This window comes from Tessaracoccus rhinocerotis, assembly GCF_007197885.1.
In the GTDB taxonomy this organism is placed as follows: Bacteria; Actinomycetota; Actinomycetes; order Propionibacteriales; family Propionibacteriaceae; genus Arachnia; species Arachnia rhinocerotis.
Genome location: NZ_VKKG01000001.1, coordinates 985,191 through 1,009,868 on the forward strand (window position 1 = coordinate 985,191; position 24,678 = coordinate 1,009,868).

Annotated in this window: 22 protein-coding genes; 9 read left to right on the top strand and 13 right to left on the bottom strand. The window is 70.8% G+C overall.

Translation table 11 applies throughout. From position 1 onward, the window contains the following. The 7 genes from FOJ82_RS04725 to FOJ82_RS04755 form a co-directional block, all read right to left on the bottom strand. The gene (locus tag FOJ82_RS04725) at positions 1-534 is read right to left on the bottom strand and encodes a nucleoside/nucleotide kinase family protein (RefSeq protein WP_143937252.1); all 534 of its coding nucleotides are present in this window, start codon (positions 532-534) and stop codon (positions 1-3) included. 20 nt (positions 535-554) lie between these two features. Then, positions 555-752: a hypothetical protein gene (locus FOJ82_RS04730; protein WP_143937253.1), complete on the bottom strand. Its 198-nt coding sequence runs from the start codon at positions 750-752 to the stop codon at positions 555-557. A 5-nt stretch (positions 753-757) separates the two neighbouring features. Further along, positions 758-1,267, bottom strand: coding sequence for a SigE family RNA polymerase sigma factor (locus tag FOJ82_RS04735; RefSeq protein ID WP_143937254.1), 510 nt, complete (start codon positions 1,265-1,267; stop codon positions 758-760). A gap of 115 nt (positions 1,268-1,382) precedes the next feature. Beyond that, complete coding sequence (locus FOJ82_RS04740; protein WP_143937255.1) at positions 1,383-2,918, bottom strand: hypothetical protein; 1,536 nt, start codon at positions 2,916-2,918, stop codon at positions 1,383-1,385. 419 nt (positions 2,919-3,337) lie between these two features. Further along, on the bottom strand, positions 3,338-5,164 hold the full coding sequence (locus FOJ82_RS04745) for a hypothetical protein (RefSeq protein WP_143937256.1): 1,827 nt from the start codon (positions 5,162-5,164) through the stop codon (positions 3,338-3,340). Next, on the bottom strand, positions 5,161-5,676 hold the full coding sequence (locus tag FOJ82_RS04750; protein WP_185975621.1) for a SigE family RNA polymerase sigma factor: 516 nt from the start codon (positions 5,674-5,676) through the stop codon (positions 5,161-5,163). The genes FOJ82_RS04745 and FOJ82_RS04750 overlap by 4 nt, the downstream gene beginning before the upstream one ends. A 127-nt stretch (positions 5,677-5,803) precedes the next feature. Beyond that, on the bottom strand, positions 5,804-6,532 hold the full coding sequence (locus FOJ82_RS04755) for an NUDIX hydrolase (protein WP_143937258.1): 729 nt from the start codon (positions 6,530-6,532) through the stop codon (positions 5,804-5,806). 63 nt (positions 6,533-6,595) lie between these two features. Here FOJ82_RS04755 and nadA point away from each other — a divergent pair, with 63 nt between their 5' ends. Genes nadA through nadC form a run of 3 tightly spaced genes read left to right on the top strand, consistent with a single transcriptional unit; the run spans position 6,596 to position 10,091 of the window. Then, positions 6,596-7,609, top strand: coding sequence for a quinolinate synthase NadA (gene nadA / locus FOJ82_RS04760; RefSeq protein ID WP_143937259.1), 1,014 nt, complete (start codon positions 6,596-6,598; stop codon positions 7,607-7,609). Then, entirely contained in the window at positions 7,606-9,225 is a 1,620-nt protein-coding gene (locus FOJ82_RS04765; protein WP_221933015.1) for an L-aspartate oxidase, read from the top strand. Before nadA ends, FOJ82_RS04765 begins: the two co-directional genes overlap by 4 nt. Next, positions 9,222-10,091, top strand: a complete 870-nt coding sequence (nadC, locus tag FOJ82_RS04770; protein ID WP_143937260.1) for a carboxylating nicotinate-nucleotide diphosphorylase — start codon at positions 9,222-9,224, stop codon at positions 10,089-10,091. Before FOJ82_RS04765 ends, nadC begins: the two co-directional genes overlap by 4 nt. A gap of 39 nt (positions 10,092-10,130) precedes the next feature. Here the strand turns inward: nadC and FOJ82_RS04775 are convergent, their stop codons facing one another. Then, a complete protein-coding gene (locus FOJ82_RS04775; protein ID WP_143937261.1) occupies positions 10,131-10,886 on the bottom strand; it encodes a phosphatase PAP2 family protein in 756 nt (251 codons plus the stop codon). Positions 10,887-10,958: 72 nt separating this feature from the next. On the opposite strand from FOJ82_RS04775, the gene FOJ82_RS04780 reads away from it, so the two are divergent. Continuing rightward, positions 10,959-11,930: an NAD-dependent epimerase/dehydratase family protein gene (locus FOJ82_RS04780; RefSeq protein WP_143937262.1), complete on the top strand. Its 972-nt coding sequence runs from the start codon at positions 10,959-10,961 to the stop codon at positions 11,928-11,930. A 20-nt stretch (positions 11,931-11,950) separates the two neighbouring features. Here the strand turns inward: FOJ82_RS04780 and FOJ82_RS04785 are convergent, their stop codons facing one another. From FOJ82_RS04785 to FOJ82_RS04800, 4 genes are all read right to left on the bottom strand, one after another. Then, a complete protein-coding gene (locus tag FOJ82_RS04785; protein ID WP_143937263.1) occupies positions 11,951-12,451 on the bottom strand; it encodes a SigE family RNA polymerase sigma factor in 501 nt (166 codons plus the stop codon). A gap of 4 nt (positions 12,452-12,455) precedes the next feature. Beyond that, entirely contained in the window at positions 12,456-13,055 is a 600-nt protein-coding gene (locus FOJ82_RS04790) for a hypothetical protein (protein WP_143937264.1), read from the bottom strand. Positions 13,056-13,138: 83 nt separating this feature from the next. After that, positions 13,139-15,091, bottom strand: coding sequence for a hypothetical protein (locus FOJ82_RS04795; protein ID WP_143937265.1), 1,953 nt, complete (start codon positions 15,089-15,091; stop codon positions 13,139-13,141). Then, the gene (locus FOJ82_RS04800) at positions 15,088-15,612 is read right to left on the bottom strand and encodes a SigE family RNA polymerase sigma factor (RefSeq protein ID WP_143937266.1); all 525 of its coding nucleotides are present in this window, start codon (positions 15,610-15,612) and stop codon (positions 15,088-15,090) included. Before FOJ82_RS04800 ends, FOJ82_RS04795 begins: the two co-directional genes overlap by 4 nt. Before the next feature lie 90 nt (positions 15,613-15,702). Between FOJ82_RS04800 and FOJ82_RS04805 the strand changes: the two genes are divergently transcribed. The 5 genes from FOJ82_RS04805 (at position 15,703) to FOJ82_RS04825 (ending at position 19,193) form a co-directional block, all read left to right on the top strand. Continuing rightward, positions 15,703-16,131 (top strand): globin, encoded by a 429-nt coding sequence (locus FOJ82_RS04805; protein WP_143937267.1) that lies wholly within the window; start codon positions 15,703-15,705, stop codon positions 16,129-16,131. Between the two features lie 19 nt (positions 16,132-16,150). Then, complete coding sequence (gene lplAB, locus FOJ82_RS04810) at positions 16,151-17,200, top strand: lipoate-protein ligase LplAB (protein WP_143937268.1); 1,050 nt, start codon at positions 16,151-16,153, stop codon at positions 17,198-17,200. Between the two features lie 66 nt (positions 17,201-17,266). Then, positions 17,267-17,971 (top strand): HEAT repeat domain-containing protein, encoded by a 705-nt coding sequence (locus FOJ82_RS04815; protein WP_143937269.1) that lies wholly within the window; start codon positions 17,267-17,269, stop codon positions 17,969-17,971. 157 nt (positions 17,972-18,128) lie between these two features. Beyond that, positions 18,129-18,482 (top strand): PadR family transcriptional regulator, encoded by a 354-nt coding sequence (locus FOJ82_RS04820; protein ID WP_143937270.1) that lies wholly within the window; start codon positions 18,129-18,131, stop codon positions 18,480-18,482. Positions 18,483-18,485: 3 nt separating this feature from the next. Then, on the top strand, positions 18,486-19,193 hold the full coding sequence (locus tag FOJ82_RS04825) for a hypothetical protein (protein WP_143937271.1): 708 nt from the start codon (positions 18,486-18,488) through the stop codon (positions 19,191-19,193). Here FOJ82_RS04825 and FOJ82_RS04830 read toward each other — a convergent pair. Further along, entirely contained in the window at positions 19,186-24,678 is a 5,493-nt protein-coding gene (locus tag FOJ82_RS04830; protein WP_143937272.1) for an ATP-binding protein, read from the bottom strand. The genes FOJ82_RS04825 and FOJ82_RS04830 overlap by 8 nt on opposite strands.

The window sequence follows — 24,678 nt, forward strand, 5'->3', positions numbered from 1 at the left end:
TCAGGTTCGGATCACGAGGTCCGCGTGGGCACGGGTGTCCTCGCGGGCGAAGAGTTCCTGCTCCTGCCGCGCCCACCGCTCCCAGTGGGGACGGTAGGCCTCACCGTCGCGCTCGATCCCCCGCGCCATGCGGACGGCCGCGTCGGCCTCCAGCCAGATCAGGGCGGTGAGGTGCTCGCGGCAGGCCGCGGAGCCGGCGGCGACCCCTTCCAGCACGATCCATGGCGCCCACGGGACCTCGATGCGCTCGCCACGGGTCCCGTTCACCCAGTCCCATCGCCGGAATCCGCCGTGCCGGCCGGCCGCGTGGGGTGCGAGCACCCACTCGGTGACCAGCCCGACGGCCTCCGCGAGCCCGTCCCAGCCCGGGTAGACGTCGTCCATGTGGACCACCTGGGGCCGGGCGCCGGTGCGTCGGGCGAGTTCCCCGGCGACGACTTCGGCGTAGGTGGTCTTGCCCGACCCCGAGGGCCCGTCGACGGCGACCACCCCCGGGCGGGTGGTGTCGAGCAGTGAGGTCAGGGACTGGTGCACCGGTCCATTGTGCTGCACCCTCAGTTGAGGAGGACGGCGGCCGCCATCAGCGCTGCACAGACGAGGGCCAGCAGTACCGTGCTCACCCTGAGCACCCGGTTGAACAGGGCCGCGCGGGCATCCGTCGACGGCGCGAGGATGGCCATCCTCAGGACGTTGGGGCGGAGCTTGCGCTGCCCTGGCCTGCGTTGTCGCGCGGCGCCGAGCGACGTGAACATCCGACTCAATCCTCCTGTGTTGTCATGTGGAGCGACCCCCGCAGGGACTCGCAGGCGCGGTGCGCGTAGGACTTGACCGTTCCCTGCGAGATGCCGAGCAGTTCGGCGACCTCTGAGACGGGGCGGTCCTCGAAGTACCGCAGGACGACGACCGAGCGCTGCATCCGCGGGAGCTCGTCGAGCGCGCGGGCGACGTCGACGCTCAGCTCCGGGCTGGTCTCGTGGCCGCCCGAGTCCTCGCGGGGCTCGGCGACGGCGCACTCGCCCCGCCAGCTGCGGCGCCGCCACCAGGAGCAGAACGTGCGGTAGATGGTCTTGCGCACGTAGGCCTCGAAGTGGTCGTCGTCGTTCATGGAGTTGTACTTGCCGTAGGTCTTGACCAGGGCGGTCTGGACCAGGTCTTCCGCGTGCTGCGAGTCTCCGGTGAGGAGCCAGGCGGCACGCCACAGCCGGGAGGAGCGTTGGCGCAGGAAGCCGTCGAAGCCGGCTTCGCCGCCGACGTGCAGTTCGGCCATCTCCACCCCCTGCTGTTCCAACGCTGTGGCGTTGCCGTTAGGTTGCCACGCAGTTCCGACAGTCTTGGGAGCGTGCCCGCGTGGCGCGGGAACATGCCCAGCCGTACGGATCGCGTTACTGGACATCGATCCCCACCTCCCCCATCCACTCGAGGAGTGCGGCGCTGGGAACAGCTGCCATTCGCTCATCGACTGCGGAACGCTCTGCGGTGTCCCACACGAGCGTGCCGTCGGTGGCCACGTAGACCGCCGCGTACTGTCCTTCGCTGTCCTCGACGGTCAGGTAGCTACCGGTGAACTCGGGCTCCTCGTCGATGCTGATGGGACGACCGGCGGCCTCGATCTCCTCGGCCCACACCGCACCCTGTTCGGACCCGGCCTCCCGGAAGGAGTACCGGCCGTCACCGTCGTCGACGCACGCGCCGAGACCTGAGTACTCGCCGACCGGGAACTCGACGTAGGCCACGTCCGGGTCGAGGCAGACCTCCACGAAGGGCTCCTCCTCGAACGGCTCGGTCCGCGTCCCCTCGAAGTAGGTGGCCAGCTCGGCGGCGAGCTCGTCGGAGGGCATCCAGGTCATCCACTGCACGCCCTCCCGCATCAGGTAGGACTCATCGGCCATCCGGTACATGGTGTACGGGTCGCCGAACTTGTTGGCAAGCTGGATCGTCTGCGTGTAAGGCGGGAACCCGGTGGCCGGCGCCACTTCGGCGTTCGCGGTCGCCTCGTCGTGGATGCGCTGGACGACGTCGCTCTCGAGGCCCCTGGCGATGACGCCCTCGTGCAGGTTCGGGGAGTCGGGTTCGACACCGCACGCGACCCCCCTGATGGGCCCGTCGTAGATGGACTGGGACATCAGGGAAGAGGCCTCCGGACACAGGACGTCCTGACCCGCGTACTCGAAGTCGACGTTCTGCCGCTGCGCGAAGAAGCGCTCCCGCACATCGAGGAAGAACTGCTGGCCGTCGCCGCGCTGCTGGGTGCCATCGTTCAGGACGCCGATGCAGGGGTCGGTCTCGGAGCTGACCACGAAGGGCTCGCGGTCCGGGTACTCGAGAACCACCAGGTAGGACCAGTTGAAGAACTCACCCGTCCCACAGGCCTCCTGCGGATCGGTCAGCGGCTGCTCGTTGAGCGCGCGAATGACGTCGTCGATGTTGCCGACGAGCGGCTCCGGCGCGCCGTACAGCGGCGTGCTCGGCTCCTGGTCGCCCGAGCACAGCCAGACACGCGTGGCGCCCTCGGGCACCAGTGCGTCGTCGGTATCGGTGGCGAGGCCGAGGTTCTGCTCGCAGATTTCGGGAACGAGCTGCTCCGGGTTGGCGACGGTGGTGGCCGGGTTGGGCGAACCCTCCTCGGTCGGCGCCTGCGTGGGTGCCTGCGTCGGCTCCTGCGTGGGGCTCGGGTCCGGATCCTCGCTGGGGTCCATCGGGTTGATGACGGGCGGCAGCGCCTCCCGCGGGTCCCCCAACATGGCGTTCACCTGCAACGCAGCGGGGATTCCCAACGCGAGCACGGCGACTCCAGCAGTTGCCACCTGGATCGTCCGACGGCGGCGGTGGCCCCTACGAACACGGTCACCCAGATCCGCCATTCGCGGGGCGCCGGGCGCGCTGTTCTTGAGAATCTCGGAGATGTCCTTCTCGGTCATCGTGTGCCTCCTGCTGGTGCTGCCACGGTGGGTCTGCCGTGGTGGAGGGCGTCCCGGCCGGGGACGTCGGTCCGCTCTCCTGCCCCATACACGTCATGGGTGGGCGTTCTGGTTGCCAGGGGTGGCGAACGCGTGTTTTTGAGGTCGGTCCGGTGCTCACGTGGCTGGTCCGCGCGCAACAGTGTTGCGCTGGGCGCCGTAGTCGAAGCCTTCCGCAACACTGTTGCGCTGGGGTCGGTACGAGGTCAGGCAAGCGTGTAGCGCTGGCTGCCGCAGTCGAGGTCTTGCGCGACAGTGTTGCGCTGGGGTCAGCGATGCGGCAACGATCCGCCGAGGGATGGCTTCCGTCGAGTAGCCGGGCGGTCTGCAGCGGCACGATGAAAAGCGTAGCGACGTAATCGTCGAAGCGGCAGCGAGGATCAACCGTCAGTGAGTTCTCCAAGAGCGGCCGAGTAGTCGCCTCCGCCGCTGCGGTGTTCGTTGCTCGCGACGATGCTGCCGCAACTGTTGTCCCGGATCTGGAGGACGTACTCCGTGCCGTCCCCGTAATGGAAGGCGATCAAGCCCCACGCCCCGTCCTTCGCACGGCACTCCGCACCCGCAAAGGGCAGCGAGTTGTAGCCGTCGACAGCAGCCTGGGCACCACCCGATTCGCTGCTGATCAGTGCAGTCCCGACGCCGGCCGGCCTGCTCTTGGCCTCCAACAAACCAGTCAGGCACAGAGCCACGAACTCGGGATGGTCAGGCAGCCCACCTTCCGGTACGGCATCCGGGACACTCCCTTGCTCCAGGAAATCCTGCCTTGTTACGAAACAGTGTTCGCCCGCTGGGCTGAAGACTCCTTCGGACTCGTTGCCCTCGAGGAGCCTGTGGTACTCCACCCAGCCGGGTTCGACGCCGCCGGGCACAGTCACTTCGGTCCTGATTCGGACCAGGTCATCCAGCGAACTACCCACTTCCACCTCGACGTCACCTGGCTCCAGCCCAAGCGTGGCGTAGCTCTCCCGGCCGATCTCGACAGAATCGCGAACACTGCTCGGCAGCGCAGCCAGTTCAGCGTCGTCGAACCAGGCCTGTTCCACGTCCTCCGCGGTGAAAGGCACCGTGGGCGGGTCGGTCGTCGTGGTGGTGGTCGTCGACTCGGCTTCGTCCGGGGTGGCCGGCGACGACGAGTCCGCGGGACCGTCCGGTTCTACGACCCGGCTCGCGTCGATCTCAGCCAGCATCCGCTCCCTGATCTCCTGGCTCGGCCGCCAGATCTGCATGCCGCCGGCGTCACGCGGTGGGTACCAGTGGTAGCCGTCGCCCGGGGTGCCGAAGATGGTGAACGGATCACCGTGCTCGTTCTGCAGGACCAGGCTGGGCGCGGAGCGCTCGAGACCCGGCTCGGGCCCATCTCCGGTCACCTCGATCTCAGCTGCGATGTCGGCGACCAAGTCATCGGAGAGCCGGATCTGCACCGCCTCGCCCGAGTCGTCGTCGACCGGCAGGCAGACGAAGCCGCTGGTTGCCTCCTTCGGCGAGACGTCGAACACGGAGGCACTGTCCGGGCAGACATCGTCGCCCGGCACGAACGCGGTCCCCTGGGCGGCGCGCTGCCGCTGCCACAGTTCGGCGAGTTCAGCGACGAATGCCTGGGGTTCGAAGCGGAGCCACCCACCCACCGAGATGTGGCGGCACCCGACCTCGGGGGTGCGCCCCCGATGGACCTGGGCCACATAGCGTGTTCCGTCGGGGTAGGCGTAGACGACGTCAAACATCTCGCTCTGCACGCCGTCGCAGTCAATGGCCATCGTGGCGGTCGGTTCCGCGTTGAACGCGGCCACGGCCTCCTCCACGTCCAGGGTGAGTGGCTCGGCAACCGCGACGAGGTTGACGTCGCCCCACTGCCCCAGCCCTTTGCCACCGCAGATCCAGACCTCCTCGGCACCCTCGGGCATGCGGCCGTCGTTCGGCAGCTCGTGAGGGAAGGCATCATCGTGGAGCCCCTGGCAGATCTCCGCCACCACCGGCGTCGGATCCTGCGGCGAGGAGTCCGCGGGAGCGGGCGTGGCGGTCATCGTCGGCTGGCCGCTGAGCTGGCTGCTCACCGCGACGACGGCGACGACCACCGCCCCCACAACTCCCGTGACAGCGGCAGCCCGCCGATTGCGGCTCCGCCGTCGGGCCTTGGCACCCCAGCCCTTCGTGATCGGCTGGGGCGGGAGAGCGTCGTCGATTGCTTCGGAGAACTCTTCGGGGTTCATTCTGGTTCCTCCTCGTCAGCCAGGTGGGCAGAGGTGCGTAGTGCGGCGAGGCCGCGGCGGGCATGCGAGGCGACTGTTCCCATGGGAATGCCGAGCTCTTCGGAGACCTGTCTGGTGGTGCGGTCCTCGAAGTAGCGCAGCATCAGCACGGCCCGCTGCAAGCGGGGCAGCTTGGCCAGTGCCCGGAGCAGGTCGGCACGCTGGGCATGGCCGTCATCGTCGACGGTGAAGGCGTCGGGGTGGATCTCGGCCGGCACCTCCTTGCGCCAGTTGAGGCGCCGCCACCAGGACACGTAGGTGCGGTAGATGGTGGTGCGGACATAGGCTTCGAAGTGGCGGTCGTTGTCGAAGGTCGAGTACCTGGTCCAGGTCTTGGACAGTGCCGTCTGCACCAGGTCCTCGGCATGCTGCTCGTCACCGGTCAGCAGCCAGGCAGCCCACCAGAGCTCGCCCCCGCGCTCGTCGACGTAGCGGTCGAACGCGGCAGCCGAGTCCTCGGCGATCCCCGCCACAGCAGCCTCCATACCCACCCAGACGAGGTGGGACACCCGTTTTGATGCACCAGCCTCGGAAGTTCCTGCACATCCTTGCGGATCAGGCTCCCGACTGTGGCCCCAGCGCAAGAGTCCTGCGCCAGGGTCAGGCGTCGGGGCGGAAGACTGCGAACGGGTCGGTGACCACTAGGTGCGGATCACGGAACCGGAAGCGACGCGCCGGTCGGCCGCCCCTGGCACCCGGCTCGGTTTTCGTGCCGGTGTCCACCAGCTGGCCCCGCCGGGTCAGCACCCGCTGCAGGTTGGTGGCCGCGACGTCGTAGCCAAGGGCCGCGGCGTAGACGTCGCGCAGCTCGGCGATGGTGAACTCGGCGGGCATGAGCGCGAAACCGAGGTTGGTGTAGCTGAGCTTGGCGCGCAGGCGCAGCACGGCCTCGGCGACGACGTCGGCGTGGTCGAACGCCATCTCTGGCAGTTCGTCGACGTCGACCCACGCGGCGTGCGGCGGCAGGTCGGTGTCGATGGAGGTGGGCACCAGCCCGAGGTAGAAGGTGGCGATGGTGCGCTGGGCGGGGTCGCGGTCGGGGTCGGACTCGGTCCCGAGCTGCTCCAGATGGGCCAGTCCCTCGACGTCGAGCTTCTCCGCCAGGTGGCGCAGCACCGACTCCTCCAACGACTCCCCCGGCTCCACGGGACCGCTGGGCAGCGCGTGCAGGCCCTCGAACGGCGGGGTCACCCGCCGCGCCAGCAGCACGTAGAGCCGCGGCGGCGCACCGACGTCGGCGGCCCTGCGCACCTGCAGGACGGCGCCGATCGCCTCGTGCCGGTAGAGCGGGACGCCGACCGCATCGCGGATCGGGTTCTTGGCGGTCATGTTCGGAATGCTACTGTTCAATCAGTTTTAGTCTCTCAGGCGATAACCGAAGGAGCAGGAGACATGACGCTGACACAGGACCCGGCAGTGTGGAGCCCGGCGGAGATCTCGCAGTGGCAGGAGCGCGTCCACGCCCTCGCCCGGGAGCGGGACGCGGTGATCCTGGCGCACAACTACCAGTCGCCGATCATCCAGGACGTCGCCCACCACGTCGGTGACTCCCTCGCGCTCTCCCGCATCGCGGCCACCTCCGACGCGTCGACCATCGTGTTCGCTGGCGTGCACTTCATGGCCGAGACCGCCAAGATCCTCTCCCCCGACAAGCGGGTGCTGATCCCGGACCAGGCCGCGGGCTGCTCACTCGCCGACACCATCAACGCGGAGCAGCTGCGCGCCTGGAAGGCCGAGCACCCGGGCGCCGTCGTCGTCAGCTACGTCAACACCACGGCCGAGGTGAAGGCCGAGACCGACGTCTGCTGCACCAGCTCCAACGCCGTCGACGTCGTGCGCTCCATCCCCGCCGACCGGGAGATCCTGTTCCTGCCGGACCAGTTCCTCGGCGCCCACGTCCGCAGGCAGACCGGCCGCGAGAACATCCACGTGTGGCTGGGCGAGTGCCACGTCCACGCCGACATCTCCCCCACAGACCTTGTCGACGCCGTGCGCGACAACCCGGAGGCCGACCTCTACGTCCACCCCGAGTGCGGCTGCACCACCAGCGCGCTGTGGCTGGCCGAGTCCGGCGAGCTGCCCGCAGAGCGCACCCACGTGCTGTCCACCGGCGGCATGCTCGACGCCGCCCGACGCGAGTCGTCCCGCCAGGTGCTGGTGGCCACCGAGGTTGGGATGCTGCACCAGCTGCGCCTGGCCAACCCGAACACCGAGTTCCGCGCAGTGAATCCCGAGGCGGCCTGCCCGTTCATGAAGCTGAACACCCCCGCGAAGCTCGAGGCCTGCCTCGGGGAGCCCGCCCTCACGCGGGAGTTCGAGGTCGACGTCCCGCCCGAGATCGCCGCCCGCGCCCGCCTCGCGGTCGAGAAGATGGTGGCGATCGGCAACCCCGGCGGCGGCGAATGATGCTCCCGGCGCCCGCCCCGGTGGGGGCGGAGCGCACGGGCGTCGTGGTGGTCGGGACCGGCGCGGCCGGCCTGTCCGCGCTGCTGCACCTCGCGGCCGCCGACGTCGACTGCATCGCCATCACCCGGGGGGCCGCCACGGACTCGGCGACGGCGTGGGCCCAGGGCGGGCTGGCCGCGGTCTGGGACGAGGCGGACTCCCTCGAGGCCCACGTCACCGACACCCTCGTCGCCGGTGCGGGGCTGTGCGACGAGGCGGCCGTGCGCGAGCTCGTCGCCGCCGCGCCGGGCGCGATCCGTCGCCTCCTGCGGCTCGGCGCCCGGTTCGACCTGGACGCCTCGGGCGCCATCGACCTCCACCTCGAGGGCGGTCACGGCGCCCGCCGCATCATCCACGCCGACGGCGACGCCTCGGGCGCCGAGGTGGAGCGGGCCCTGTGGGCCGCGCTCTCGCTCGCGCTGCAGGGTTCGCGCACCAGCGTCCGGGAGCACACGCGCCTGGTCGACGTCCTCACCGACGCCGCCGGCCACGCGTGCGGGGTCCGCGTCCTGGCCGCCGACGGGTCCGTTCGCGACATCCTGGCCGACGCCGTCGTGCTCGCCACCGGCGGCATCGGCCAGCTGTGGCCGGTGACCAGCAACCCGCCAGGCGCCACCGGCGACGGCGTGGCCGCGGCCCTGCGCGCGGGCGCCGATGTCTGCGACCTGGAGTTCGTGCAGTTCCACCCCACCGTCCTGGCCGACGAGTCCGCCACCAGCCGCGGCGTGCTGGTGAGCGAGGCTGCCCGGGGGGAGGGAGCTGTGCTGCGCGACGGCGCCGGCACGCCGATCATGGCGGGCGTGCACCCGCAGGCGGACCTGGCCCCGCGCGACGTCGTCTCCGCTGCGATCATCGCCCACCTCGCGCGCACCGGCGAGCCGCACGCGTTCCTGGATGCCACCGCCTTCGGGGCGAAGGTGTGGGAGCAGCACTTCCCCGGGATCCTGCACCTGTGCCGGGACCGCGGCATCGACCCGGTCACCCAAACGATCCCCGTCCACCCGGCGGCGCACTACGCGTGCGGCGGCGTGGTGGCGGACCTGGCGGGCCGAACGTCGCTGCCGGGGCTGTTCGCCGTCGGGGAGGTCGCCGCCACCGGGGTGCAGGGCGCCAACCGCCTGGCCTCGAACTCGCTGACGGAGGCGCTCGTGGCCGGGGACCGCGTCGGGGCGCTGCTCGCGTCCGGCCGCCCGAACCCCGGCCGGCCCGCCCTCCGCGGGACGGTTGGGGCGATCGCCGCCGACGCCCTGCCCGGCATCCGCTCGGCCATGCAGCGCCACGCCTTCGTCGCCAGGTCGGCAGCAGGCCTGGCCGCGCTCGGTTCGGAGCTGACGGCCTTCGGAAGGTGGACGGGCCCGGTGGACGGGACGACCCTCACCGCCACGAACCTCCACACCGTCGCGACGGTGCTGGCCGCGGCTGCCGCTGAGCGCACCGAGTCCCGCGGGGCCCACCGTCGCGACGACTTCCCCGGGACGTCACAGGCCTGGGAGCGCCGGATCGTCGCCACGCTGGGCGACGGCGAGGTTCGCCTGAACACGAAACCCCTGTTCACCTCAGAGAGGACTGCAGCATGATCGATGCCTGGAACGCCGTGGACGAAGCCGAGGTGCGCCGTCTCATCGACGTCGCCCTCGACGAGGACCTCCGCCTCGGCCCCGACGTGACGACGCTGGCCACAGTCAGCGCCGAGGCCGTCGGGACCGCCCACGTGGTGGCGCGTGAGCCGGGGGTGGTCGCCGGCGTGCCGGTGGCCGCGGCGGTCCTGCGCGAGGTTGCCGATCGGATGGGCCTGCAGGCCTCGAGCGTCGTGGTTCGGGGAGACGGGTCGCGGGTGGCGGCGGGCGACGTGGTGCTCAGCGTCGTGGGTCCCCTGCGTTGCCTGCTCACTGCCGAGCGGACACTGCTCAACTTCCTCGGCCAGCTCTCAGGTGTGGCGACGGCGACCGCACGTTGGAGCGACGTCCTGGCCGGCACCGGCGCAGTCGTGCGCGACACCCGCAAGACCGTGCCCGGGCTGCGCTCGCTGCAGAAGTACGCCGTCGTCTGCGGTGGCGGCGCGAACCACCGGATGGCGCTGGGGGACGCAGCCCTCATCAAGGACAACCACGTCGCGGCCGCCGGCTCCGTCGCCGCCGCGTACCGCGCGGTGAAGGAGCGCGCGCCGGAGATCGAGGTGGAGGTGGAGTGCGACACCCTCGAGCAGGTCCGCGAGGCGGTCGAGGCCGGCGCGGAGCTCATCCTGCTGGACAACTTCAGCCTCGCCGACACCGTCGCCGCCGTGGCGCTGTGCCGGGAGGCCGGCGTCCGGACCGAGGCGAGCGGCGGGCTTACCCTGGATCGGGCCGCCGAGGTGGCCCGGACCGGGGTGGACTTCATCGCCGTCGGCGCGCTGACGCACTCGGCACCGGTGCTGGACCTCGGGCTCGACATGGCCGGTTGAGGCACGAGGCGTCACTGAGTTCGTCGGAGGATGCGCGACTCACTCGATCGCGCTGGCCCCTCCACCGATTCGGCGGCGATCGCCCTGTTCCTCGACGGGCCCGATCTCGGTCCTTCGGCGCACCGTACGCCACACTCGGTGACAGGCGATGACCACCGCCAGCCACGCGAGGCCGATGGCCCACGCTCCCAGCACGTCGCTGAGCCAGTGGTGCCCGAGGTACACGCGTGTCAGTCCCATGGAAATGGAGTAGACGGTTGCCAGCACGCCGACCAGGACTTTGAGCCACAGCCCGCGATCCCAGAGGTGGCGGATCAGTAGGTAGGCGAGGATGCCGGCGATCACGAGCGCGTTGAGGCTGTGCCCGCTGGGGAAGCTCATGGACGACTCGTGGGGCGGAATCGCCTCCTCGATGGGTGGTCTGGCCCGCCCGAAGTAACCCTTGCCCACGACGGTGATCAGCAGCGAACCGAGCGCGGCGACCAGCGCGAGCACGAGCGGGGTGACGTCGCGCCAGCGCCAGGAGAGGAAGACGACCACCAGACCAGTGACGATCGGCTGCCAGAGCGGACCGCCCGTGTTCGAGTACCAGGCGACGAAGGCTGTCAGGCCGGGGGTTCGCGCGTCGATCGCCCACTCGAGCACCGGGCGGTCCCAGGCGGCAATGCCGTCCTCGTCGGCCACCGACTCCACGATCTCCCCGACGAGCTCGGTCAGGCCGAGGACGATCCCGAGTGCCACGCCCAGGATCACAACCAGGATCGCTCCCGTCCGAGTCTTTGCCGTCAACTCCATCCGCACATGATTCCATGAGCTGGTTCCACACCTCCATGAGACGAGCGAACGTGCCTACGGCTACGGTGAGGCATGCGCGTCGTAGTGATAGGTGGCAGTGGCCACATCGGAAGCTTCTTGGTCCCTCGACTGGTCCGCCTCGGCCACCAGGTGGTCAACATCAGTCGTGGCCAGCGCGCCAGCTATGTCGAGGACCCCGCCTGGCAGGAGGTCGAGCACGTCACCGCCGACCGCATCGCAGAGGACGCCGACGGCACCTTCCCCTCACGAGTGGCACGCCTCGAACCCGACGCGGTGGTGGACCTGATCGGCTTCACGGTGGAGTCGGAGAAAGCGCTCGTGGACGCGCTGCGTGGGAGGACGGGGCACCTGTTGTACTGCGGTTCCACCTGGCGGCACGGGCCGAGCCAGAGGGTCCCGATCCGGGAGGACGACCCGACGCCTGCACTGGGCGACTACGGCGCCGCGAAGGCCGCCACCGCCGCGATGCTGAAGGCGGAGACGGCCTCCGGTGGGCTGGACGCCACGTCGCTGCACCCCGGCCACATCGTCGGACCGGGCTGGCACCCGATCGGGCCGCTGGGCAACGCGGACCCGTCGGTTTGGTGGAAGCTATCGGCCGGAGAGCCCCTGCCCATTCCGGGGATCGGCACGGACTTCATGCACCACGTCCACGCCGACGACGTCGCGCAGGGCTTCGAGCTCGCCCTCACCAACCGCGAGGCTGCCGCGGGCGAGGACTTCAATCTGGTCGCACCGTCCGCGCTCAATGTCCGCGGCTACGCCACCGTCGCCGCGTCATGGTTCGGCCGGAGCGCCGACCTGAGGTCGGTCACGTGGGACGAGTTCCGCCGGACGACCAGCCAGGAGTTCCACGACTCCAGCTGGAACCACCTCGTCAGGGACCACTACTTCAGTATCGACAAGGCCCGCACCATGCTGGGCTACAACCCCGGCCACGAGCCTGAAGCAGCCATCCTCGAGGCCGTGCGCTGGCTCATCGAGAACGACCGCCTCCACGTCGCAACCCCGCTCACCGTCTAGGCCCTCCGTCGTGTGCGGCCTCAGGTCAGGTGTCCGGAGCGGCGCAGGGCGCTGCGGCCGCGACTGGAGTGCGTCTTCACCGCCCCCACCGTGATCCCGAGCTCCTGGGCGATGTCCTTCAGGCTGCGGTCCTCGAGGTACTGAAGCACGATCACGGCCCGCTGCATCCGCGGCAGGTCGTCGAGGGCGCGGAGCACGTCGAGCCGCAGCGCCGACTCCTGGTCGTCCTCGCCGGGTGGCTCGGGCATGGACTCGACGGCGAACTCACCGCGCCAGCTCTTGCGCCGCCACCAGGAGACGAAGGTGCGGTAGATCACCGTACGGACGTAGGCCTCGAACTCGCCGTCGTCGTTGAAGGACTCGTAGCGGAAGTAGCACTTCGACAGGGCGGTCTGGACGAGGTCCTCGGCGTGCTGGCGGTCCCCCACGAGCAGCCAGGCGGCGCGCCAGAGCCGGGAGCCGCGGTCCGCGATGAAGCGCTCCAGACCGCGCTGGTCCACCGTCGCACCCTCCGGCGTCATGGCACTATTCAACGCCAAGATGCTCCCGGAGCTGGGAAGCCACGTCGGGACCAGGCGTCCACACCATGAATCCGTCAGCTCGTCTCCAGAGATAGGACAGTTCACCGGGCAGCAAGGAGACCTGCCACAGCTCGGCCCTCGCGTCGTCGTCAGTCGCCAGTACCAAAGCTGAGTCCTCGTACGCCCAACCGCCGCTGGAGTCGGGCCAGGAGTCTCGCAGCATCGACGTCGCCACTGAACGCACCAACTCAGCGGGCAGTTCAATCTCCCGCGGGTCCTCAGCCAGGACCGTACCGGTGCAGACGACGCCACGGACGAACGCCTCCGGCCTGTCCACCCCAACCGCCGGCTCCAGCACGTTCGTCGAGTTGCACAGGGCGACGGCGTGGGTGGTCTCCACGTCCGCGGGCAGCGCGTCGATCGGCCCCGCCCCGAGGTTCATGCCGAGCGGCACCGCCAGCGCGAGCACGACGACGCCCACCGCCCCCGCCGCGATCCCCCGGCGCCGACGCCGTCGGCGGCGGGCGCCATCGAGCCACCCGTCCGTCCCGGGGGTCGGGGGGACGATGCGCTCCAGCACCTGCGCGAACTCGTCGTCCTTCACGAACCGACCACCTCCGAGGGTTCCTGCCGCCTGACACCCAACCTAACGAGGACGGGCGGTGCGCAGGTTGACACCACGCCGCCTCAGGCCGAGAGCAACTCGTCCAGCTCGACGGCCACCGCGCTGGGCGGCTGCCAGGCCATGTACTGCTCCCCCGCCAGCCACTGGTAGGTGCCGTCCTCGAGCCGCATCAGCTGCAGCGGGTCGCCGAACTGGTTCAGCACGACCACCGCGTCGTTGGTGGGCGCGACGCTGAACGTCTCGGTGGGCAACGGGTAGGAGCCCGCAGCGAGCAGGTCGGAGAGGGACTGCACCAGCTCCGGCGAGAGCTGCTCCTCGCCCGGCTCACCGCCCTGGCCGTCGTCCCACAGGTTGGTGCAGGCGAAGCCGGCGGTGAAGCCCTGGGCGGGGTCGACGGGGACCATTGCGGGCCCGGCGATGCACAGCGGCGCCGGCCGCTCCGCGGGAACTCCTGAGGCGGCCCGCAGCTCGGTCCACAGCCCGACCAGCTGGTCGAGGTAGGCCTCGCCGCCGGTGCGCAGCTCCGCGCCGGCAGCCACCACGTGGCATCCGTAGTCCTGGAACTCGACCGGGAGCCGGGTGCCGTCGGCGTAGGCGTGCACGACGAAGTACGAGGGTCCGAGGTCATCGGTGCAGGCCTGGTTCGGGTCCGGCTCGGGGAGTGCGTTGTAGAGGTCGACGGCGCTCTGGGCCGCGGCGTCGGTCAGCGGCTCCAACGGGCCTGCCGGGGTGCCACCGCCACCGGGGCTCTTGCCGCACAGCCACACGGCGCTCGGGTCGTCGGGGACCACCCCGCCGGGCAGGTCGGAGGTGACGAGCTCGCCCGCCTGGACGCCCTCGCAGCCCGCGGGCTCGAAGATCGCGACGGTGGGGTCGGGCTCGACCGGCAACGGCGGCTCCACCGGCTCGTTGGGATCGACGTCGGGCTGGTTGGAGACCGGGACACTCGCCATGGCGGCCGCGAGCAGCTCGGCGACCTCCGGCGTCGGGGTCCAGGTCCAGCTGACGCCCTCGGCGTCGACGAACCCGTAGCTGGATGCGTCCTCGGAGCTGACCAGCCGCAGCCAGTCACCCCAGCCGCCGACGAGCGCGAGGGTGGCGTCCCAACCCTGGACCTCCCCCTCGACCGCGTTGCCGGAGATGTCGTCCAGCACCCGCGCGACGTCCTCGGGGGGCAGTTCGGCCCGGCCGTACTGTCCGCTGCCGGGGTCGCCCGCGCACACCGCCCCAGCGACGATTTCGTCCAGGCCGGGGACCAGCATCGTCCCCGGCACGGGACAGGCGGGGAGCCCGGGGGCGGTGTCGGGTGCCTCGAGCGCGTCGCGCTGGGCGCTCCACAGCCCGGTGAGGTGGTCGAGGAACTCGACGCCGCCCGAGCGGGCCGTCTCGCCCGCCATGACGATCTCGCAGCCGTGGGTCTCGCCGGTGACGTGGGCGAGGCTGCCGTCGGGGTACTCGAGCACCACCAGGTAGGCCAGCGAGTACTCCATGGTGCAGGAGATGCTGGCCAGGTTCAGTTCCGGCTGGGCCTCGACGAACTCGACGATCTGGTCGACGTCCTGCTCGAGCGCCTCGAGCGGACCGACGGTGCCGTAGGGGTTGTTGGGGCTGGCGTCGCCGCACAGCCAGGCGCGAACGGCGCCCGGTTCGAGTTCCGCGTCGCCCGCGCTCGGCTGCACCCGCTCGCCGGCCTCGTCGAAGCAGGCTGCCGCACCCAGCAGGTCTCCGGTGCCCGGCTGCGAACCACCGTCGGAGTCCTCCGGGACGTTCTCGGCGGGGTTCGGCTCGCTCGTCGCGCCGGCGTCCTGGGCCTCCTCGGGGTTGGCCGTCAACTGGCTGGCGGAGAGGTTCAGCGCCACGGGGATCGCGAGCGCAACGGCGAGCACTCCCACCGTCCCGCCGACGACGCCCGCCCGGTTCCTGCGCTTGCGGAGGGCGCCGTTGGCCCAGCCCTCTGGAGAAGGCGAGTCGGGGACGATCTGCTTGAACGCCTTGGAGAACTGGTCGTCGGTCATGGGGTCACCTCAAGGTTCGCGAGATGTACTGAGTCGCGCAGGGCCGCGCGACCGCGGGAGGAGTGTGCCTTGACGGTCCCGGGCGCGATGCCCAGTTGCTCGGCGATGTCAGCGATGCTGCGGTCCTCGAAGTACTGCAGCACCAGGACCGCACGCTGCATGCGCGGCAGTCCCTCCAGCGCCCGGACCAGGTCCAGGCGCAGCGTCGAGGCCTCTCCCGTGCCGGGCGAGCCAGCGTCGGGGAGCACCTCCGTCGGGGACTCGTTGCGCCAACTCATCCGCCGCCACCAGGACACGAAGGTCCGGTAGATGGCCGTGCGGACGTACGCCTCGAAGCCCTCGTCGTCGCCGATGGCGTCGTAGCGCCCGTAGCACTTGGCCAGGGCCGTCTGGACGAGGTCCTCGGCGTGCTGCGAGTCGCCGGTGAGCAGCCACGCCGCCCGCCAGAGCCTGCGGCCGCGGTCGGACACGAAGCGCTCGAACCCGAGCGTCGTCACCGTCGCCCCCGGTGTTGCTGTCATGACACCCTCCATGTCCCCCACAACGCGTTCAGGGTCCATGATGGTTTACCCGTCGGCCAAGCCTTGCACGGGTCTGGAACACTGGCAGGCGTGAGTGAGCAGGAGACACCCCCGACGTACTACGAGCGGGTCGGCGGGCACGCCACGTTCGTGAAGCTCGTGCACGCCTTCTACGAGGGCGTCGCACAGGACCCGCCGCTGCGCGAGCTGTACCCGGAGGAGGACCTCGGCCCGGCCGAGGAACGCCTGCTGCTGTTCCTCGAGCAGTACTGGGGCGGGCCCAAGACCTACGGCGAGACCCGGGGACACCCCCGCCTGCGGATCCGCCACGCCCCCTTCAGCGTGACCCCCACCCAGCGCGACCGCTGGCTGCACCACATGCTCGGCGCCGTCGACACCCTCGGGCTGGACCCGATCGACGACCTTGAGATGCGCGACTACCTCACCCGCGCCGCCCACTTCATGGTCAACGCCGAGGAGGACCCCGCCGACGGGGGCCGGAACCTCCCCCTGCTCTGAGCGCGATACCCTCGAAGCCATGCGCGGTGAGTACAAGGTGCCCGGTGGCAAGCTCGTGGCTGTCGACGTCGAGGTGGCCGACGGCCGGCTGAGCCGGGCGGCCGTCTCCGGAGACTTCTTCCTCGAGCCCGACGAGGCCCTCGACGACATCAACCGCGCGCTGCGCGGCCTGCCGGAGTCCGCCAGCGTCGACGACATCGCCGCCGCCGTGAGGACCCAGCTGCGCGCCGGCGCCAACATGATCGGCTTCGACGCCGAGTCCGTCGGCATCGCGGTCCGCCGCGCCCTCGGTCGGGCGACCAGCTGGAGCGACCACGTCTTCGACGTCATCGAGCCCGTCCGGATGGACCCGCGGATGCACGTCGCACTCGACGAGGTGCTCGCCACCGACGCGGCCCACGGCCGCTCCGGCCCGAGCTTCCGGCTGTGGGACTGGGACGCTCCGCTGGTGGTGATCGGCTCGTTCCAGAGCTACCGCAACGAGATCGACGAGGAGGGCGCGGCCCGCCACGGCATCGACGTCGTGCGCCGCATCACCGGCGGGGGCGCCATGTTCATGGAGCCCGGCAACTGCGTCACCTACTCGCTGGTGGCGCCCACCTCGCTGGTGGAGGGGCTGAGCTTCGAGCGCAGCTACGAGTTCCTGGACCAGTGGGTGATGGCTGCCCTGGCGGACCTGGGAATCAACGCCCGCTACGTCCCGCTGAACGACATCGCCAGCGACAAGGGCAAGATCGCCGGCGCCGCCCAGCGCCGGCTCACCGGCGGCACCGTCCTGCACCACGTCACCATGTCCTACGACATCGACGCGGACAAGATGCTCGACGTCCTGCGGATCGGCCGGGAGAAGATGTCCGACAAGGGCACCAAGTCCGCCAACAAGCGCGTCGACCCGCTGCGCTCGCAGACCCAGCTCCCCCGCGACGAGATCATCTCCTCCTTCCTCGCCTCGTTCGAGGCCCGCTACAACACGCGCCGCCGCACCTACACCGACGACGAACTCGCCCGTGCCCGGGAACTCGTGGAGACCAAGTTCGCCGACGACGAGTGGACCCGCCGCGTCCCCTGACGGCAGCCACTTGACCCTGACGCCACGTGAGGGTGTCCACTTGGTCGCAGTCGGAAGGAGACCGCGATGAACACCACCGCAGACCGAATCGAGAAGCTCGAGCGAGGGCTCTCGCACCCCAGCACCGCCGTGCGCCTGCGCGCCGCCATGGCCGCCGGCACCTACCCGGACGAGGCATTCATCGAACTGCTGCTGGAGCGCTGCGGCGTCGAGCCCGACTTCTACGTGCGCGACATGCTGACGTGGGCACTGATCCACCAGCCGCGCGCCGACGTCGTGCCACAGCTGCGCGTCGACCTCGGCTCCCGCTACGCCCAGGCACGCGGCCAGGCGCTGCACACGCTGTCCAAGATCGGTGACCCCGAGATCTGGGAGTGGATCACGCTCGACCACATCCACGATCCCGACGACGTCGTTGCCGTGCCCGCCTGGCGGGTCGCCGCGGCCGTCGTCCCGGACGATGAGGTGCGCTGGCTCGCCACAGAGCTGCTGAAGGAGCTGGGCCGCTCGGACCACGACGCGATGCGCTCGCTGGCGCGGGCCGTCGTCGTCCTCACCGACAGGGCCGCCGCCTGGGACGACGCCACCGGCGCCTGCGTCATCGAGTCAATGCTCGAGTCCGTCGTGGCACGCACTTCGGACCCCAAGGTCCAGGCCCACGCCGAGGCGACACTGGCGCTGTACCGGAACCCCGGAACGCCGTTCTCCCTGACGCAGTCGGAGGCGATCGACGTCGAGCTTGCCAGCCACCTCGCGGCCCCGGAGCGCTGAAGGGTCCACCCAGAGGCTCGCTCCTCCTGCTGGAAGACGCTCCGGATCTATCCGGGGCGTCTTCCCTGTTGGGGAGCGGTGTGCACCAAGGGGAGCAGTTCGCCCGCAACCAGACGAGTAGGTTGACGCGCAGACTAGTCAGGCATACGATCTAGGTATGGAAACTGACTTGCCGTGGCCCAGTGAATGGCTGCGCGGGGTGCTCGGGGTCTGCATCCTGAGGATCCTCGCGGATGGGCCCACGTACGGCTACGAGATCGCCGCCAGACTGGCGGCGGGAGGGCTCGGCACCGTGAAGGGCGGGACGCTCTACCCACTGCTGGGCCGCTTCGAGGACTCAGGATGGGTCGACGTCGAGTGGCGCCCCGGCGAGGGCGGCCCCGGGCGCAAGTACTACTCGATCACCGACGCCGGCCGCGCCGAGGCCGCCGCCCAGGCGGGCAGGTGGGCGCGGTTCACAGCCGTCACGAGATCACTGACCGAAGACAACCCCAACCGAGGAAGGGCCTGAACCATGACCGAGAGCACGACCCCCAACATCGACCAGCAGTGGCGCGATGACTTCGTCCTCGCAATGCGGATGGCCGACGTGCCGGGCGAGCGCATCGGCGACGCGCTGGCGACCGTCGATGCCCACTGTGCCGAGGCCGGCGAGACCGCCGCCGAGTCCTTCGGCGACCCGGAGGCCTACGCCCTGTCGCTGGCGCCCGAACCGGCAGGAGGTCTGCAGATGTCCTTCGCTGCGGGAATCTTCGCCGGGCTGCTCGGCCTGCTCACCGTGCCTCGCGCCGTGACTGCCCTGTCCGCCGGCACCGACGTCTCGGTGACGCTCGGCGACGTCGTCGCCCTCGGCGTCACGCTGGGTCTGGCCGCCACCGTGCTGGCTCTGCCCCGCAAGGTGCTGCCGTGGCTGGCCCGCGCCAAGTTCTCGCTCGTGTGGCTGGTCGGCGTCCTCCTGCTTGCCGCACTGGTCCCGTCCCTCCTGCTGCTGCGCCAGGTCATCGCGGAGATCACCCCGCTGGCGGTGCTCGCCCTGGGTGTGGTGCTCCTCGCCGGGAGCGTCGCCTGGACCTCGCGGTACGTTTCGCGGCCCGACCCGGTGCAGGACCCCCGTTCGGGCAAGGCCCCACGTGGCCGCACCCAGTGGGTCACTGCGCTGCTGTTCCCGATCCTGACGGCACTGGTGCTGCTGGTCGACGCCGCATTCCGGGCCCTCAGCTGAGACCGGGGCGGAACGCCTCGATGGTCTCCACGATCGCGGGACGCAGCTCCGACGGCTGGATCACCCGGTCCACCGCTCCGACCTCGACCGCGCGGTGGATGCTGTGGACGCCGTCGAACTCGGCGGCCACCTCGGAGATCTTCTCCGCACGCACGGTCTGCTTCAGGTCGGCGAGCGCGAGCTGGATCTCGCCGCGGTCCTCGGGCGAGGCGGCACGCAGGCGGGCGTCCAGTTCGGCGACGCGGGGATCGGTCTCGGTGCGACGACGCACGTCACCGGCGAACACGACCGCAGCCGCAGGCGCACCACCGAGCACCGACGCGTAGGAGCCCTCGATCGCCAGCACCGTCATGTTCTCGTTGAGCCGCTTGGAGAACACCACGAAAGCACCGCCGTGGTACCGGGAGATGACGACGAACACGATTGGGCCACGGAAGTTGACCACCGCGCGGCCGATCTCGGCGCCGTACTCCAGCTGGAGGTTGCGCATCGACTCGGGCGAACCGTCGAAGCCGGACAGGTTGGCCAGGACGACGACGGGACGGTTCCCGGAGGCGGCGTTGATGCCCCTGGCCACCTTCTTGCTGGAGCGCGGGAACAGGGTGCCGGCGGTGAACGTCTCGGGCCCGTCGGTGGGCGGGAAGCCGCGACGGGGCACTGGCTTGGACTCGATGCCGATCACCGAGACCGAGTGGCCGCCGATCCGGCCGTCCATCACGACGGCGGTCTCGGCCTCGGCCATCCCGGCCCAACGCTCGGTGAGGGTGTGGTCCTGGTCCACCACGGAGGCGATGACGGTACGGATGTCGAACGGCTTCTTGCGGTCCGGATTGTGTTGGGGCGAGAAGATCTGGCCCACGGTCGTGAACTCGCTGCCGGCCGCCTGGTGCGGGAAGTCCGAGACGTCGCGTCCCACGGGGTCGCTCGTGGGTGCCCGGCGCGGACCGACCTCGCCGGGTGCCACGTAGGTCTTCTCGTAGTGGCCCATCAGGACGCCGAGTGCGGCGCTCAGGTTCGGCGCCCAGTACTGGGCCTGGCCGTTGGGCCCCATGACGCGGTCGTAGCCGCCGATGCCGTGGTTGTCCTCGGCCGAGACGCCACCTGAGAAGTCCAGTGACTGCTTGCCGGTGAGCACCATCGCCGAGTCGGGGGTCATCACGAGGATGCCCTTGGTGTGCATCAGCATCGTGGCCTCGGCGTTCCAGTACGGCTGCGCGCCCACGTTGATGCCCGCCACGACGATGTTGATCTCGCCGCCGGCCTGCGTGAACTCGACGATGCGACGCAGCGCCGCACCCACCCAGTCCATGTTCTCGACTCCCGAGTCCATCGCGATCCGCGCACCGGAGGAGACGGTGAACCACTCCAGTGGGACGCCCATCTCCTCCGCCAGGTCGAGGGCGGCGATGATGCGGGCGCACTCGGGCTCCGCCACCGCTCCCAGGCCCTTGGTCGGGTCGCCGGAGAGCGCGATGCGGGTGATGCCCTCGGGGTGCAGGTCGGTGACGGTGGTGACGCGGGCGCAGATGATGCCGGCCCGGTTGCGGCCGGGCGCGCGGTCGACGTCGACCAGGCGGCCGTTCTCGTCGAGGTCCAGCTCCACCAGGGTGCCGCCGGGGCCGGCCAGCGCCTCGGTGAAGTCGTACGGGTAGACCAGACCGCGACGACGGGTGCGCAGCACCTTCGTGGCGTAGTCGTCAAGCGGCTGCAGCGGCTCGGACGGGCGCCCGGACACCGTGGCGGTGACCGTCCCGGCCCTGGCGTGGAAACGCACCGCCAGCGCCCGCGGGGTGCCGCCGGCCTGCGCGAAGCGGCCCTGGCACAGGACCTCCTCGATACCCGCACCGTCGGACAGCGGGGTGATCTTGTCCTTCAGGGGCACGATGTCCTCCAGGTCGAGGCGCACCTCCGGCCAGACGTGGATCCAGACGTGGTTCATGTCCAGCTTGCTGCCGGCGGTTCCCCGCGAGGCGCGGGTGCGGCGGATGGCCTCGAGGCAGCGCTCCACGGCGCGCTCGGCGTGCGGCAGGCCCACCAGGTTGCCCGACTCGTCGTAGACCGCCGCGAGCTGGCGGACCTGGGCCATCGCCACGAGGCGACGGTCGTCGGGGTTGGTGCGGGCCACGCACTCGTACAGCAGCACCTCGGCGGGTGCCGGCAGACGCGTGATGTCGAACTCCTGCAGCCGCCACAGGTCCAGCCGACGCGTCGACATCGGGTGCAGGCCACGGATCCGGGTGTCCTCGACGGGCTCGCCGTCGGGGAAGCGGAACGTGCGGTACTCCACGGTGCCGTCGGACTTGCAGATCGCCACGGCGACGCGGCGCACCGCCGGATCGAGCTGCCAGCCGGCGATGGTCGCACCCAGCGACTCGCCGACCCGGTCGACGTCGGCGTCGTCGGGGAAGTGGACGTAGAGCTCGCCCACGGCCTGCTGGCCGTCGTGGCGCCGCGCCACCTCGCGGGCGAGGAGCCGGTGCAGCGCTCCCCCGGCCGCCAGCTCGTCGGCGGTGCCCACCGCGGAGACGAACCGGGTGGGGCGGTCCTCCAGCTGGTAGTCGGCGGTGACGACGGGGTGGCCGTCGTCGACGAAGCGGTGGACGTCGCGCAGGTCGTGGTCGCCGTAGTACTTGGTGACGAGCACCTCGAGCATCGGCTCGGTCTCCGGCACGCCACGGCCGAGCCGGGCGGCGAGGAAGTTGGCGGTCCACTCGGGGATCCCGGCCAGCCGCGCGACGCGCTCGGCGTAGTCGGGGGCGTCCGGGTCTGCGGCGAGGGCCTCGACCTCGGCGTCGACGCCGGCGATGACGGACTCCCTGTCGGCGTCCACCTGAGGCTGGTCGAACCAGCGGAACCGCACGGAGCGGGCCTGGTCGCCGACGGCCGGGTAGCGCAGCTGTGTGGTGCGCACGAGCCGCTCGAGCTGGGCGCGCGCAGGTCGGGCGAGGTTCTCGGCGCAGCCGGGCTCGGCCATCCAGCGGTCCAGGATGGCCAGCACGATCTGGACGTCGGTGGCGACGCGCTTCTGCGCCAGGAAGATCCGGAACACCGCCTGCTCGAGCTCAGGGGTTCGGTCCAGGGACTCCACACCGTAGTGGCGCAGCACCCGCATCAGGCGGGCCTCGAAGTTCTCCGTGAGGCCGGCGCGCTCGGCGTCGAGGGTGGTCAGGTAGCGGTGGAAGTGCTCCCGGTCCGAGTGGATGCGCAGCTCGCTGCCGCTGTCGTCCCCGAAGGGACGGTTCCGGCTCAGCTCGGCCACGTCCGCGAACAACTCCATCAGCTGGATCTCGCCGGCCAGGACGTCGTGCCCGGCGGCCCGGGACTCGTCGCGGGCCGCCAGGTAGCGGTTGACGGCGGCGGCCGAGGGGTCGACGTCGTAGCCCATCAGGGTGGCCGAGAGGTCGGAGCGCAGCCGGTCGGCCCGTGCGACGGGGTCCGCGGTCTCGTCGGCGAGCGGAGGCAGCTCCACCGGCGCTGCCCCGGGGGCGGATGCTGCGTCGTCGACGTCGGCCACCGGCTCCAGCCGCACCAGCGGCGCGAGCGTCTCGACCTGCGAGCCGGTCACGGCCAGCAGTTCGCGCACGCGCCCGGCGAAGGGGGCCGGGATGACCGTCTCCATCTTCATGGACTCGAGCACGATCACCGGGGCGCCCGCCTCCACCTCGTCACCGACGGCGACGGGCGTGGCCACCACCAGCGCCGGGGCGGGCGAGCGCAGGATGCCGCCCTCGTCGCGCGAGATGCGGTGCGTCACCTCGTCGACCTCCACGAGGTGGATGGGGCCGTGGGTGGCGGTGACGATGTGGTGGCGACGGCCGTTGACGGTGATGCGCCCGTGGACGTCGTCGAGGCGCTGCACCTCAGCGAGGGCTGTGACGCCGCCGACCACGACGCGGTAGCGGTCCTTGCCCGTGGCGTAGGCGGTGACCTTGTGGGTGACGCCGCGGAGCTTGAGGTCCACGGAGACCCCGGACTTGTGCTGGGTCTGCGGTCGGCCGCCGTGGGCGGTCTCGAGGAGGCGCTCGGTCTCGCGGGCGGTGGTCTCGTCGTAGGCCTCGATGGCCGCGACGACGAGCGCGACGCCGGCGTGCGCGTCGGCGACCAGGTCGCCGTCGGCGCGGGCACGGTCGATCCAGCCGGTGTCGGCCCACTCGATGCCCTCCCCGCCACACACCTCGGGACGGTCGAGGAGTTCCAGGATGAAGCTCTTGTTGGTGGCGCCACCCTCGATGACGACGGTGGTGTCCGCCATGGCGCGGCGGAGGCGGCCGAGCGCCTCGGACCGGGTGCGGCCGTGGGCGATGACCTTGGCGATCATCGAGTCGAAGTCGGCGGGGATGATGTCGCCCTCGGCCACGCCCGTGTCGACGCGGATGCCCGGGCCGGTGGGGACATCGAAGCGGGCGATCAGCCCGGGGGCGGGCGCGAAGTCGCGGTCCGGGTCCTCCGCGTTCAGGCGGGCCTCGACGGCGTGGCCGAACTCCTCGGGACGCTCGCCGAGTTCGTCACCGGCGGCGACGCGGATCTGGGCCTTGACGAGGTCGAAGTCGCATGTGACCTCGGTGATGGGGTGCTCCACCTGCAGCCGGGTGTTGACCTCGAGGAACGCGAACAGCTGTTCGCCGGGGTGGTAGAGGAACTCCACCGTGCCGGCGCCCTCGTAGCCGACGGCCAGCGCCAACCGCTCGGCCGACGCCTTGAGCTCCGTGCTCTGCTCGGGGCTGAGCAGCGGGGAGGCGGACTCCTCGATGACCTTTTGGTTGCGGCGCTGGACGGTGCAGTCGCGCACCCCGAGTGCCCAGGCGTTGCCGTGGGAGTCGGCGATCAGCTGCACCTCGACGTGCCGCGCGCCGGTGACGAGCTTCTCGAGGAACACGACGCCGGAACCGAACGCGCGCTCGGCCTCGTCGCGGGTGCGCTGGTAGGCGTCGGTGAGCTCGTCGGCGGTGGTGACCTTGCGGATGCCGCGGCCGCCACCGCCAGCGGTGGCCTTCAGCATCAGGGGGTAGCCGACGCGCTCCGCAGCGGCCAGGGCCTCCTCAAGGGTGTCCACTCCCCCTCGGGACCAGGGCGCCACCGGGACGCCGACCTCCTCGGCGATCAGCTTGGAGCCGATCTTGTCCCCCAGCTTGCGCATCGCCTCGCCGGAGGGGCCGATGAACTTGATCCCGAGGGACTCGACGAGGTCCGCGAACGCGGCGTCCTCGGCGACGAAGCCCCAGCCCACCCAGACGGCGTCGGCGCGCGCCTCGGTCAGCACCCGGGCGAGGAGTTCGTGGTTCAGGTACGGGCGCTCGGAGGCCGGGCCGAGTGACCAGGCCTCGTCGGCCTCCCTGGCGAACATGGCCGAGCGCTCGGCGTCGGTGTAGAGGGCGATGGTCGTGATCGGCGCGGCATCCCGGTTCTCGGCGTTGAGGTCGCGGACGGCGTGGATGAGCCGCATGGCGGCCTCGCCCCGGTTGACGATGGCGATGCGCTGGAACAC

Coding starts and splice junctions, on each gene's coding strand:
- nadC (WP_143937260.1), top strand. CDS start 9,222: ATGATCGATGCCTGGAACGCCGTGGACGAAGCCGAGGTGCGCCGTCTC.
- FOJ82_RS04755 (WP_143937258.1), bottom strand. CDS start 6,532: ATGACCGCCAAGAACCCGATCCGCGATGCGGTCGGCGTCCCGCTCTAC.
- FOJ82_RS04775 (WP_143937261.1), bottom strand. CDS start 10,886: ATGGAGTTGACGGCAAAGACTCGGACGGGAGCGATCCTGGTTGTGATC.
- FOJ82_RS04745 (WP_143937256.1), bottom strand. CDS start 5,164: ATGAACCCCGAAGAGTTCTCCGAAGCAATCGACGACGCTCTCCCGCCC.
- FOJ82_RS04825 (WP_143937271.1), top strand. CDS start 18,486: ATGACCGAGAGCACGACCCCCAACATCGACCAGCAGTGGCGCGATGAC.
- FOJ82_RS04820 (WP_143937270.1), top strand. CDS start 18,129: ATGGAAACTGACTTGCCGTGGCCCAGTGAATGGCTGCGCGGGGTGCTC.
- lplAB (WP_143937268.1), top strand. CDS start 16,151: ATGCGCGGTGAGTACAAGGTGCCCGGTGGCAAGCTCGTGGCTGTCGAC.
- FOJ82_RS04765 (WP_221933015.1), top strand. CDS start 7,606: ATGATGCTCCCGGCGCCCGCCCCGGTGGGGGCGGAGCGCACGGGCGTC.
- FOJ82_RS04795 (WP_143937265.1), bottom strand. CDS start 15,091: ATGACCGACGACCAGTTCTCCAAGGCGTTCAAGCAGATCGTCCCCGAC.
- nadA (WP_143937259.1), top strand. CDS start 6,596: ATGACGCTGACACAGGACCCGGCAGTGTGGAGCCCGGCGGAGATCTCG.
- FOJ82_RS04730 (WP_143937253.1), bottom strand. CDS start 752: ATGTTCACGTCGCTCGGCGCCGCGCGACAACGCAGGCCAGGGCAGCGC.
- FOJ82_RS04785 (WP_143937263.1), bottom strand. CDS start 12,451: ATGACGCCGGAGGGTGCGACGGTGGACCAGCGCGGTCTGGAGCGCTTC.
- FOJ82_RS04740 (WP_143937255.1), bottom strand. CDS start 2,918: ATGACCGAGAAGGACATCTCCGAGATTCTCAAGAACAGCGCGCCCGGC.
- FOJ82_RS04800 (WP_143937266.1), bottom strand. CDS start 15,612: ATGACAGCAACACCGGGGGCGACGGTGACGACGCTCGGGTTCGAGCGC.
- FOJ82_RS04780 (WP_143937262.1), top strand. CDS start 10,959: ATGCGCGTCGTAGTGATAGGTGGCAGTGGCCACATCGGAAGCTTCTTG.
- FOJ82_RS04815 (WP_143937269.1), top strand. CDS start 17,267: ATGAACACCACCGCAGACCGAATCGAGAAGCTCGAGCGAGGGCTCTCG.
- FOJ82_RS04735 (WP_143937254.1), bottom strand. CDS start 1,267: ATGGCCGAACTGCACGTCGGCGGCGAAGCCGGCTTCGACGGCTTCCTG.